Source organism: Salegentibacter profundi (assembly GCF_054121475.1).
In genome coordinates, this window is record NZ_JBSYGG010000006.1 from 132,529 (window position 1) to 145,329 (window position 12,801).

A 12,801-nucleotide genomic window follows, 5' to 3' on the forward strand; every position below is an offset into this window, starting at 1 on the left:
AATTGATAAATAAGGTTTTTCAATGGATTCATGTTAAATGCCTTCCCCGAAAGCTAATAGGATGTGGCTAGGTTTTTGCTATATTTGAAGTTCGAAAAAAAATAAAAGAAGAAATGATAGGATATTATATAATTGCTGGAGTACTCTTTATCGTGAGCATGTATGTGAGCAATAAGTTAAAGAGTAAATTCAAAAAATATTCTAAGGTTCACCTGCAAAATGGAATGAGCGGGAAAGAGATCGCGGAAAAAATGTTGAGTGATAATGGCATTTATGATGTAAAGGTTATTTCAACCCCCGGAATGCTAACCGATCATTATAATCCACAGAAAAAAACCATTAACCTTAGTGAGGGGGTATATACCCAACGTAACGCTGCTGCTGCGGCAGTGGCAGCTCACGAATGCGGGCACGCTATTCAACATGCTCAGGCCTACAGTTGGTTGCAAATGCGTAGCCAGCTGGTTCCTATTGTAAGTGTAGCTTCCAGGTTTTCCCAGTGGGTCATCTTTGGAGGTTTGATGCTGATGGCCACTACGGCTATGGGAAGTACTATTTTGTTGATAGGTATTATTCTTTATGGTATGGGGACCCTCTTCAGCTTTGTGACACTACCGGTTGAATACGATGCCAGTAAGCGAGCTTTAGTGTGGTTGGAAAATGAAAATATGCTGTCTACCCAGGAACATGATGCCGCTGAAGACTCATTAAAATGGGCGGCACGGACTTATGTTGTGGCTGCAGTGGGCTCTTTAGCTACATTGTTGTACTTTCTTAGCATTTATATGGGCAGGGAATAAATCTTTTTTGAGTCCCATAAGTAAAAAGGCCGTCAAATCAAGACGGCCTTTCTCGTTGGCAAAGAAGAAATCTTCTGTATAGCCTGGCTTAAGCTTATTTAGATCTTCGGATCTTCCTTGCCTGCTCAAACAAACTAAAATTATAGGCTTTATAAATTTATACCTGACATTGCCGAGGGCTTATTAAGTAACCATCATGGAATTTTAATTAAACTTATTTCCTTTTTCGACAATTCATGAACCATAGAGCCCTAGACTATTTAAAAAAGACTTATAAAATATTCAGTGATTTAAAAACAATAGGAGCCGGCCGGAAATTCCGACAGGCTCCTTGACAATTAAACGAATGTTTAAAAAATTCACTCTTACTTTATAGGGTTTAGAATAAGATCAATCCTTTCCAAGGCATCCTGAAGGTGATACCTTGTTAGAGTATCTCCTGTTCTGCCGATAGCATTTCGTATCTGGCGTTCCAGGGTTTTAAGTTCCCCACGAACCACGGGCCGAATATCACTTTGCGCCACATTTATATCACTCCTTGAAGTCCATGCGCGCATACGGGCTGGTATTTCAGATTGTTCCTGAGTCATTAAGTATTCCATTCTATCAATATAGGCACGTTGAAGGTTTCTGCGATACCGGTCAATTCTTTTTCCACTAGATAATTCGCTAAATAGGCCTTTGCGAAGGTCGCCCATCATCTCTAGAAGTGAATAAGCCTCCCTACCATTTACCTCTTCATTTTCCATAAGACGTGCCATTCTTCCAAAATCCAGGAGGTTATTTAAGGTCCGTACCTGGTAGTTTCTGATGCGTTCAATATTTCCATCGAATTCAATTTTGTTGAAAATTTCTTGGTCGATGAGCCATTCCGGGGTCGAAAAAAGTTGATCCTGTAGAAACTGCATTGCATTCTTCTGGTGAGCAGGCCGTACGTGGGTATAAACTGCTCCTTCCTGGTCATAGGTCTTGTAATATTCATAGACCCCGCCGATGTTAGCTGTCACATGACCCATGTATCTATTATACTGGCTGAGAACCTGTGAATACAAGTCATCGAGATCTTCGTAATTTTTACCGGTTTCTGCAGTCCACTCTATAAGATTTGGAACAATTCGTTTAAGGTTTTTGATTCCGTATTCACTGGCAAGAATAGCATCATCTCCTAGATCTTCTGTCTGAGAACTTGGGTCAATAACTCCACCTCCTTGCTGTCTTCCAAATCGATAAAGTGGGTCTCCCGCTTTTTCCAGTATCCATTGATCGAGAATCTCCTTTTCCTCTTCAGGGGTTTTATCAAGAATAGGCTTGTAGCCCCATTTGATTGCATATTTATCATATGGACCGATATTTGGCATTAATGCTACATCTCCATCTCCTGGCTGGGCGATATAATTGAAGCGTGCATAATCCATAATAGATGGAGCAGTTCCATATTTAGCAGTGAACTCCGGATCACGCAGTTTTTCTACAGGATAAGCTACACTACTACCCATATTATGAGGTAAACCGATGGTGTGACCTACTTCATGGGCTGATACAAATCGGATTAAACGTCCCATAACTTCATCCTCAAATTGTGGCATCTGGGCATCTTCGTTGATCGCGGCGGTTTGCACAAAAAACCAATTTCTTAAAAGGGTCATAACATTGTGATACCAATTAATATCAGATTCCAGGATTTCTCCTGATCTAGGATCACTCACATGTGGGCCATTAGCATTAGGGATAGGGGAAGCAAGGTATCTTACTACCGAATATCGAACATCTTCAGGACTCCAGTCTGGATCCTCCTCTTTGCTAGGCGGATCTTTGGCAATGATTGCATTTTTAAAACCAGCTTCTTCAAAGGCCACCTGCCAATCTTCAATTCCTTGTTTGATAAAAGGTCTCCATTTTACCGGAGTTGCCCGGTCGATATAATAAACGATGGGTTCTTTGGGTTCTACCAGTTCACCGCGTTTAAATTTTTCCCTGTCTTCTTCTTTAACTTCCAGTCTCCAGCGATCAAGGTATCTAACTTCTTTGCTTTTATGATCCTCTCTTCCGTAGTCAACCTGCCCACGAGCAAACCATCCTACCCGCTGATCGAAATAACGGCGTTCCATCGGTACTTTAGGGAGAAGAATCATGGAGTTGCTGAATTCTAAGGAGATCGATCCGGTGCTGGCGTTTGATGGAGGTTCTCCTGCATTATAGGTTTTTACGTGGCGAACCTCTATATTTTCGGGATAACTTCTAATGGTATCTATATAAGATCGGGCATCGTCCAAACGTGATACCTTATAGCGCTTCCGTGTTCGATCGGGAAGTCCAAGAGCCATAACATCTTTGGTATAAAGCTCAGTAACATCAATGACGGTAGTTTTGTTTACCGAATCATTCCCGTAGGTTTTAATAGGAAAGCGTTGTAAAACAGGTTCGAAATTTGAATTGACGACTGCCTCGTGAACGGGCAGGGAATCAGCTGCATAGATCTCGTGAGATACTACCCTCAGTAAGACGTTACCGTCTTTTTTTTGCCAGCGGTGAACCTGGGTGTTTTGTTTTCCGCCTCCAAAACCTATACCTGAAGCGGTTTTTGCAATTCTGGTTACCGTAAGCATTTCGCGATTAAAAAGGCTATCAGGAATTTCGTAGAAATATTTGTCTTCTACACGATGAACTGTGAATAGGCCTAAATCTGTTTTGGCGTCTTTAGTGATCACCTTTTCATAAGGCTTAACTCCATTGCCATTTTTTTTGGCTTCATCGGTTTTGCTAGCGGAGGCGCTATCTTCTTCCGGTTGAAAAACAGCACAACTGCTAACCGAGACCGAGAGGGCGAGAAGGAGCAGTTTGTGCGAAAATTTTTTGTTCATAAAAAGTAGTTTACTTTGTTTAAGATATTTGATGGTGTAATTATTTGAGCAGTGGCCAAAATATAAAAAAGACCACCATCAGGCAGTCTTTAGACGAATATTTATTAAAAAGGTTTAAAAAACAAGTTAAAAATAACTTAATTTAATCTTTGTTCAACGACAAAGCACCAAACATTCCAAGGTTAACTCGCTTTGATTTTCATCGTTTCTCCATCCTTGAAAACATCAATCATTTTATGTTTTCTTAAAGATTTCAGAGCTTTATCCCATTTTTTGTTGCTCAATCCCGATTTGGTTTTTACTTCCTCTAAATCGTGAATTTCGTTATCTTTCAGAATGCTGAATACTTCTTTTTCTTCCTCACTAAGTTCCACAGCCTTTTTCTCTGGTTTCATTTGTGGGAAGAACAATACCTCCTGAATCGATCTGTTATTGGTGAGAAACATTATCAATCTATCCATTCCAATACCCAGACCTGAAGTAGGTGGCATACCATATTCCAGGGCTCTTAGAAAATCCTGATCAATAAACTCAGTCGCTTCATCATCACCTTTTTTAGCCAGTTTTAGTTGCTCTTCAAAACGTTGGCGTTGGTCTATAGGATCATTTAGTTCTGAATAAGCATTTGCTATCTCCTTACCACATACCATTAATTCAAAACGCTCGGTTAACTCTGGATTTTCACGGTGTTCCTTACATAAGGGGCTCATTTCCTTTGGATAATCAGTGATAAAAGTAGGTTGGATGTAGTTCCCTTCACATTTTTCCCCAAAAATTTCATCGATAAGTTTCCCTTTTCCCATCGTCTGGTCAACCTCAAGGCCCATATCTTCTGCTGCCTTTCTAATTTCCGCTTCAGATTTGCCAGTGATATCGAAACCTGTGAATTCTTTTATAGATTCGGTCATGGTGACACGTTTGTAGGGCGCCTTAAAATCTATTTTATATTGACCAAAAATTGCTTGGGTAGTTCCGTTAACTTGCAGGGCGCAGTGCTCCAAAAGATTTTCAGTGAAATCCATCATCCAGTTGTAGTCCTTATAGGCTACATAGATTTCCATAGCGGTGAATTCAGGATTGTGGGTGCGATCCATTCCTTCATTTCTAAAGTTTTTGGAGAATTCATAAACCCCATCAAATCCACCAACAATAAGTCTTTTAAGGTATAGTTCATTGGCAATCCTTAAGTATAGCGGGATATCAAGAGCATTATGATGCGTTATAAAGGGTCTGGCAGCCGCACCCCCGGGTATGGATTGTAAAATTGGGGTCTCGACCTCAAAGTAACCCTTTTCATTAAAGAAATTCCGCATAGCATTAAATAATTTGGTGCGCTTAATAAAAATTTCCTTAACATGTGGATTTACTGCAAGATCGGCATAACGCTGGCGATATCGTTGTTCAGGGTCATTAAATCCATCATGGGTGTTACCATCCTTATCTGTTTTTGGAAGCGGAAGAGGACGAAGTGACTTGCTGAGCAAGGTGAAATCTTTGACCATCACTGTCATTTCACCCACTTGAGTTTTGAATAGCTCTCCTTCAATACCTATAAAATCCCCTATGTCCAATAATTTTTTGTAGAGAGTATTGTATTTATCCTTGTTTTCGCCAGGGCAAATTTCATCACGGTTAAAATAAACCTGGATTTTTCCTTCAGCATCCTGAAGCTCAGCAAAAGAAGCTTTTCCCTGGATGCGACGTGACATTAGACGCCCTGCTAGCACCACTTTTTTTCCGACCTCAAAATGCGATTTCAATTGTTTAGTGGTGTGGTCTACCGGGAATAGTTCGGCCGGATAGGGATTTATACCCTCTTGGCGAAGGGCTGCGAGTTTGTCTCGACGTATTATTTCCTGTTCAGATAGGTGCATGATAATAGTTTGAAATTTAAATACCTGCTTTTTCTGCAAGGCGGATGCAAATATAGTGAGTCTCAGGCTACCAACCAATGGAGTGGCAGGCCGAATTTTAATCTTATCTTTGCAATAAAATCGGTTTAAAAATCTTGAATTATGAGTATCTGGAGGGTTTTGCTTTCTATTTTATTTCCACCTCTTGCGGTTTATGACCGCGGCTGTGGATCTATTCTCATTGTCTTGCTTTTGACCTTATTAGGATGGATACCCGGTGTTATTGCCGCACTTATAATTTTGAACAATCCGCAGAGGTAGAAGATGAATAAGAAAATTGAATTACAAAAACTAGGCTTAAAAGATTATAAAGAAACCTGGGATTACCAGGAGGAGCTCTTTAAAAGTATTCTGGATCTTAAAATTCAGAACCGACGTGAGGACCTTAAATTAGAAACTCCTAACTATTTTCTTGTGGTGGAACATCCACATGTATATACTTTGGGTAAAAGTGGCGACATTAAACATCTCTTGGTTTCCGAAGCGGAACTTGAAAAAAGAAATGCCAAATATTATAAAATAAATCGAGGAGGAGATATAACTTACCACGGTCCAGGACAGCTCGTAGGATACCCCATTCTTGACCTGGAAAATTTCTTTACCGATATTCATAAATATCTTCGTTTACTAGAGGAAATGGTGATCCGGACGCTAGATGAATATGGAATAAAATCGGAACGAAGTCCTGGAGAAACGGGGGTATGGTTGGATGTGGGCACCCCCTTTGCACGTAAAATTTGCGCAATGGGCGTAAGGGCCAGTCGTTGGGTGACCATGCATGGTTTTGCACTCAATGTTAATGCAAACCTGGGTTATTTTGATAATATTGTTCCTTGCGGAATTAAAGGTAAAGCGGTAACCTCTCTAAATGTCGAACTGGGGAAAAAAGAAATTTCAATGGATGAAATTCAGGAGAAATTATTGAACCATTTTTCTGAACTTTTCGAAGCAGAAATTAATCAGTTAACGGACCTGGATTGATTACTATGGTATCAACCTAAAGGTTAAACATTTATGGTGTACCAAAAATAGTCTTTTCCTTAATTTATAAGAATGCTCCGAGGATTATAGTTAAACTCCCTTTACACCATTAAATTTAAAAACTATAAATTAATAATTCGCCGGTGTCGCCTTTAACTACAAACTCAGGATGATCATCATCATTGCTGTTTGTTAAATCAATAGCAGAGGTGCCATATACTGGGAAACCAGGCAATAACTCCGCATTACTGTCGAAAACATACACCTTTTGAGTTTGTAAATCAGTAATACTTATGTAGTATTTGTTGTTTTCCAAAAAAATTTGAGGTTCGGTATAAAGTCCAAAATCTAAAGCGAGCTCCTTGTCTTTGATTGTTAAGGTATTTTCAGAAAAACTAACCAGTAAATTATGGGTGGCGTCTATTTTATGATTTTGAGCAAGCCTTAAATCTTTATCTGAAAACCCTCCGTTTTCATCTATTAATACAAGCTCTCCTACCTCGTTGCTAGAAATAAAATGACCATTATATTGGTACCATCCATTATCAGAAAAGTTAAAGCGTTTATTAACTTTCACCCGGTGACGTCCCTGGCGGGATAGAATATTGAGTTTGCCGGAGTTTTCAGCAATAACAATATAATCTTTGGTGCCTATTCGAATGTGTTTTGGAGGGAATAATATTTCTGAGTTGGTCTTGTTGAATTTAAAACCATTTACTCTTCTTCCTTTTGAATTGTACATATAAAGTTTGTTCTCCTGGGTAATTAAGAATCGGTAATTACGATTATTATCGTAATCGAATAGTGCTAAAGACTGCGTGATCTCATCCTGGAATTTAAGAGGAAAAGGATTCACAGGATTTCCGTTTCGATCAATTATCTCAAGTCGGTTTTTAGTTACAAATGCAAGTTGGTACTTTCCGTTTTTTAAGATATCAACTTCCTTGATTTTACCCCGAATAGGGCCATCCAATTGTTTTTTCCAATAGATTTCCCCTTTATTAGAGATAAGATAGAGTACATTATTGATGTCCTGGACGGCGATATCCTTTTGGCCGTTTTTATGATTACTGAAGAAAACAGGGTTTCCCAGAATTTTCTCATCCAACTTGACCGAAAGAAGCTGTTTGGTTTTTTCTGTATGAATTGATCCCTGGGTTCTTTGATAAATTCCATGAATATGAGAAAACTCCCTGTCAGCGACAATCTGAATAGCTGAGAGATTATTGGGTTCGAAATTCAGTCCGGAAATGTCATCTTTAAACTTGTTTGACCCTAAATTTTTTAAATTATCTTTAAAATTCTCATTATTAGCAACCAACAAAATATTTGAAGCTTCTGATAGATGTGCAGAGGCTTGCCCGTAAGTCACGTGTTGAGCAAGGACTTTCTTATTCACGAAAGCCGTAATCACATCTTTGAGAAGTTCTTCCGAATTGGCGAAGATGACAAAATTTTCCAGGGTGGTATAAAATTTCAAATTTACCTGGTTAATTAATGGTTTGAGGTTTTCCACAAACAGTGATGAATTATCGAACCGATAGAGGGTGCTATTTCGGAATTCTTTACCATCTCTACTAAATCTTGCCAGATTTTGTTTGGCAAGATTTACATCGATATTATTGAGTACTAGTAATTGATCTGATGGGTAAGTAATAACGCCTATTTCTGAGACATTCTTAAGGATTTCCTTTTCATATTCAGAGAATTCCTTTTGGAAAAAAATCTTGAAATTCTGATGAAATTGTTCAAAATTATCATACCCAAATGAGGAGAAACCTGAGGCTGTAATAGGAACAACCCGGGGGATCTGGTTTGGCGAGGAACCAACTTTTTTAAAAATATGTTGGATGCTGGCTTTCTCAGGCCAGAGACTTACTCCATTAAAATTGAGAGATCCGTTTTTGTGATTAAGATCAACGGCGTTCCAGGTGGCAAAATTAATCAGGCTGGAGTCTGTAGCGGGGAACCATTGCTTAAACTTCTCTCCAACCCGCTCATTGTGAAAATATATTGAGGTTTTCTTTGGATCAGAAGCTTTAAAGGCTTTTTTAAATTCCGAATCGTTCAAAATGCCTTTATTTTTCAGGATAGTTTTTAAACCTTTAAGAGAATTTGCTGCAAAGAATACACCGTCTTTCCTACAGGTAAAAAAGACGTTTCCTTCAAGGTTTAACTTGTTTATCTCAAAATCTTCAAATTTCAAGCGTTCCACCGATTTGTTCCTTACGGAGTCCAGTTTAATTTGTGGTTGACTTTCACTAATGATGGTAAATGAAAAGGCCTCTTTTTTTAGGTTAGAAAAAGCGATCAAAGAATTACCCAGGTTTTCAATATGATTTAGGAAATTGAGGTTTTCCTCAAGTTGATTCTTCAACCTAAAGTCATTTTCTTTAACAAAAGCTAATGAAGAAAGATCTCTAGAAAGCGCCTTCAGGTCGTGTGATTGAACCACCACAGCTGATTCCTGTGGTAACCAGGAAATGAGATCTTTTTTTTGAGCTTTCGGCTGGCAGGCCAAGAGTAGAAAAACGATTACTCCCGTGAGCATTCTTTTCATGATATCAGGAAATTTATGCTAAAATTAGTAACTTCACTTGAATTTGGAAGCTAACCAGCCGTTTTCCCGTGAATAATTCTCTTTCTATATGAATAAAAATGCAAAAACGGTGGTTTTACTCGCCGGACCTCTTGTTTTTCTACTTCTTCAACTGGTAGGAAAACCAGCTTCAATGCCCGGCCCTGCATATGATGTGCTTTGCATTACGATTTGGATGGCGTTATGGTGGGTGACCGAAGTGATTCCTATCGCTGTTACTGCATTAATGCCTATAGTTTTATTCCCGTTAACAGGAGCGCTTTCCATCGAGGATACAACAGCTGCTTTTGGGCATAAATATGTGTTTTTGTACCTGGGTGGATTTTTACTGGCCATAGCGATAGAAAGATGGAATCTTCATAAACGAATAGCGCTCTCTATAATTAGGCTTATTGGAACTAACATAAAAAATATTATCCTGGGATTTATGCTTGCTACGGCCTTTCTTTCCATGTGGATATCCAATACAGCTACTTCAGTGATGATGTTACCAATTGGTGCTGCAATAATCTCACAATTGAAAGAAACACGCGGTACCTTGGAAGAAGCCAGTGGTCCATTTGGAAAAGCTTTAATGCTTTCTATTGCCTATAGTGCTTCTATTGGGGGTATTGCCACCCTAATTGGAACTCCGCCTAACCTGGTGTTTGCTGGGATCATTGAAGAACTTTATGGGATAGAGATAAGTTTTCTCAAATGGATTTTACTGGGTTTCCCGATTTCGATTTTTCTACTTTTCATTTGTTGGAAATATTTAACCAGCTATGCTTTCAAGTTTGGCCAGGAAGTTATTCCTGGCGGAAAAGCGGAGATCAATCGACAACTTAGATTATTGGGGACCATGGGGAAAGGTGAGAAGAGAGTGTTAAGCATTTTTGCTGTAACGGCATTTTTTTGGATAAGTAGATCCTTTTTCCTCCAGCCTTTACTACCCTTTGTAGATGATACCATAATTGCTATTGCTGCAGGAGTTATTTTGTTTGCCTTCCCGGCTGGCAAAGGGAAAGGCCCATTGTTACAATGGGAAGAAGCCGTAAAACTTCCCTGGGGAATAATACTGCTTTTTGGAGGTGGGATGGCCTTGGCTAGAGGTTTTGGTGATTCTGGCCTGGCTGTGTGGTTTGGAAATCAGTTAACGCAACTTGAGCATTTACCCTTGTTTTTGGTAATCCTGATTTTGGTAGCAACAGTAAATTTTTTAACTGAAGTGACCTCAAACTTAGCTACCACGGCTATGTTGCTTCCAATTTTAGCTCCAATGGCTCTCGCTCTCGAGCTTCATCCTTATTCTCTTATGATAAGCGCTACCCTGGCTGCTTCCTGCGCTTTTATGTTACCAGTTGCGACTCCCCCAAATGCTGTGGTTTTTGGTTCTGGATATCTGCATATCCCGGACATGATAAAAACAGGGATTTGGATGAATTTGTTTTCCATCCTGTTGGTAAGTTTTGTAGTATACTTCGCCTTACCGGTTTTATGGGATTTTGACCCTGAAATTGTTCCTGAAATCTTTCAGAACATTGACATCTAATCTTGTTTGTTTCGGGTCTTTAAAAAATATTTGGGGTTTACGCCATATTTTTCTTTGAAGATCTTAGAGAAGTAACTTCGATTATTGAGGCCAATAGAAACCACGATTTCAGAAATATTTTTCTCTGAACTCATCAACATTTCTTTAGCGGCCTCCAGCTTTTTATGCTGCATATATTTATTTACCGTGAGGTTGTAAACATATTTAAAACCTTCCTGAAGTTTATTGACATTGGTGCCTGCTTCTTTAGCAAGGGCTTCAACAGTATGATTGCTGCCTAGATCTCCCTGAATACGTTTGACTACATAATTAACCTTTTCAATATCCGATTTTCGAAGTATCTGTGGAAGTTTATCTTCTGCTTCATCATCCTGGTACTGGGCGATCTGGATAACCAGCATTTCAAAAGCTTTTCCCTCAAGAAATAACGACCGTAAAAACCCTGTATAATTACGAGTGTCTATTTCCTCCATCAAATCAGCTGCTTTTATGCTGTAATTCCCCTGATAGTAGAATTGTTTTTCAGAAACATCATCTTTAAAAAGATCTTTAAGTGTGGGGTCAAGATCCTTGAAGTTATGATTGGAACGGGAAGAAAACGCGGACCTTATAATTTCCAAACTGGAAACATGGGTGGGAAGATTAGCCTTGAAAAAAAGTACGTGCCCGTCATACCCACTGCTGGAGACAATGATATTTTGATAAGTTTCTATGGTATTAATCTTTTCCTGAGATTGAAAGGAATGTCCAACATGACCTTCTGAACAAAAGATGAATTTTAATGGATGTACCGTATTAAGAGAAAAATGGATTTCGACATCTTCATAGAACTTGCAATTATAGGTAATGACCCCCATTCCATTATCAAAACTCGCACCCCGTATAAAACCTTCGCCTAGATTTTCAGGGATGTCCATGACATATTCGCCATTACTATTTTGTACCTCTACTCCAATGACCGCGGCTATATCTTCAATAATATCAATAACCGGGAGTGTTTTAACATCTATCCTCATAAATAAATTTCACAATAATAATGATACGCCTAAATTAAAACCTATGTTGTTAAATTCTTTGTAATTTAAGAAACCTTAACGCCCTGGAATTCCCCGTAAAATTAAAATTTTAACGTTTGTTTTAGGGTTTAAATGGCTAATAGGCTAATAGTAGTTTTAAAAACGTTAGAATTTGGTCGAGGGGTTGAAAAGTTTGGCCTTTTCTTTTGCTGGGTTTTTATAACTGGCAAGATTAGTTTTTATAACGTCAATCCAAACTGATTAATTTTCAGAGATTTACCGTTTTGAATTTTAGAGCCCTTCTCTTATTCGGTTCTTCTAATTATATTCTTATGGAATTAATATATGTTTTTTTAGGACTGGAAATCCTTTTTATTCTTGGGGCAGCGATTTTTTTAATCCGAAAATTGATTAATTCAAGGCGTGACCGTAAGGATAGGATTTAATCCCTGATATTGTTTTCTCCCTTCATTTCTAAATCTCTGTTTACCTGGTGGGTTTCTTTTCTCTTGTGTGAGGTCCTGTTTCCTTGATAAATAAGGCAATTTACTATCAATGGTTTCTCTAAATTGTAGTTGAAAATCAACTAAAGTTTGTTACAGGTTTTGATATGGACAATAAAGCAGGATGGTTTTGTTGATCTATTCGAGAAGCTTGGAGTGGACTAGGATGGTCTGGTATTCCACAAAGAAAACCCTATCTTTAGCGAAAAAATTAGAAATGTCAAAATCTTATTATGACCCAACCGATCTTCGGAAATTTGGTGAAATTAACCAATGGAGTGAGGAGCTTGGAGAGAAATTCTTTGATTACTACGGAAAGGTATTTGAGGAAGGGGCTCTTTCAGCCCGTGAAAAATCACTGATCGCCTTGGCGGTTTCCCATGTTGTGCAATGTCCTTATTGTATTGATGCTTATACCAAAGATGGTTTGGAACGCGGGATTGAAAAAGAAGAAATGATGGAAGCCGTACATGTTGGGGCTGCCATAAAAAGTGGAGCCACTCTTGTTCACGGGGTACAAATGATGAATAAGCACAAGAAATTAAGTATGTGAAATCTTTCTATTAAGAACAAAGTATTAAATGGGAATTTTTTTAC

The 12,801-nt window shown here is 38.7% G+C and carries 9 protein-coding genes; 5 read left to right on the top strand and 4 right to left on the bottom strand.

From position 1 onward, the window contains the following. Positions 1-113 precede the first annotated feature (113 nt). The gene (locus ACW6NC_RS10030; RefSeq protein ID WP_457865701.1) at positions 114-800 is read left to right on the top strand and encodes a zinc metallopeptidase; all 687 of its coding nucleotides are present in this window, start codon (positions 114-116) and stop codon (positions 798-800) included. 365 nt (positions 801-1,165) lie between these two features. On the opposite strand, the gene ACW6NC_RS10035 is transcribed toward ACW6NC_RS10030, so the two are convergent. Continuing rightward, positions 1,166-3,661 (bottom strand): zinc-dependent metalloprotease, encoded by a 2,496-nt coding sequence (locus ACW6NC_RS10035; RefSeq protein ID WP_457865703.1) that lies wholly within the window; start codon positions 3,659-3,661, stop codon positions 1,166-1,168. Between the two features lie 182 nt (positions 3,662-3,843). Beyond that, positions 3,844-5,535 carry a lysine--tRNA ligase gene (lysS, locus tag ACW6NC_RS10040; RefSeq protein WP_457865705.1) on the bottom strand — a complete coding sequence of 564 codons (1,692 nt, stop codon included), beginning with the start codon at positions 5,533-5,535 and terminating at the stop codon, positions 3,844-3,846. Between the two features lie 141 nt (positions 5,536-5,676). Between lysS and ACW6NC_RS10045 the strand changes: the two genes are divergently transcribed. After that, positions 5,677-5,835, top strand: coding sequence for a YqaE/Pmp3 family membrane protein (locus ACW6NC_RS10045; RefSeq protein WP_457865706.1), 159 nt, complete (start codon positions 5,677-5,679; stop codon positions 5,833-5,835). A 3-nt stretch (positions 5,836-5,838) separates the two neighbouring features. Next, positions 5,839-6,555 carry a lipoyl(octanoyl) transferase LipB gene (lipB, locus tag ACW6NC_RS10050; RefSeq protein ID WP_457865708.1) on the top strand — a complete coding sequence of 239 codons (717 nt, stop codon included), beginning with the start codon at positions 5,839-5,841 and terminating at the stop codon, positions 6,553-6,555. 115 nt (positions 6,556-6,670) lie between these two features. Here the strand turns inward: lipB and ACW6NC_RS10055 are convergent, their stop codons facing one another. Next, positions 6,671-9,115 (bottom strand): hypothetical protein, encoded by a 2,445-nt coding sequence (locus ACW6NC_RS10055; RefSeq protein ID WP_457865710.1) that lies wholly within the window; start codon positions 9,113-9,115, stop codon positions 6,671-6,673. A gap of 88 nt (positions 9,116-9,203) precedes the next feature. Here ACW6NC_RS10055 and ACW6NC_RS10060 point away from each other — a divergent pair, with 88 nt between their 5' ends. Further along, positions 9,204-10,685 (top strand): SLC13 family permease, encoded by a 1,482-nt coding sequence (locus tag ACW6NC_RS10060; protein WP_457865712.1) that lies wholly within the window; start codon positions 9,204-9,206, stop codon positions 10,683-10,685. Here ACW6NC_RS10060 and ACW6NC_RS10065 read toward each other — a convergent pair. Continuing rightward, positions 10,682-11,701, bottom strand: a complete 1,020-nt coding sequence (locus ACW6NC_RS10065) for a helix-turn-helix domain-containing protein (protein WP_457865714.1) — start codon at positions 11,699-11,701, stop codon at positions 10,682-10,684. The genes ACW6NC_RS10060 and ACW6NC_RS10065 overlap by 4 nt on opposite strands. Positions 11,702-12,421: 720 nt before the next feature. Here ACW6NC_RS10065 and ACW6NC_RS10070 point away from each other — a divergent pair. Then, positions 12,422-12,757 carry an arsenosugar biosynthesis-associated peroxidase-like protein gene (locus ACW6NC_RS10070; RefSeq protein WP_457865716.1) on the top strand — a complete coding sequence of 112 codons (336 nt, stop codon included), beginning with the start codon at positions 12,422-12,424 and terminating at the stop codon, positions 12,755-12,757. Positions 12,758-12,801 lie beyond the last annotated feature (44 nt).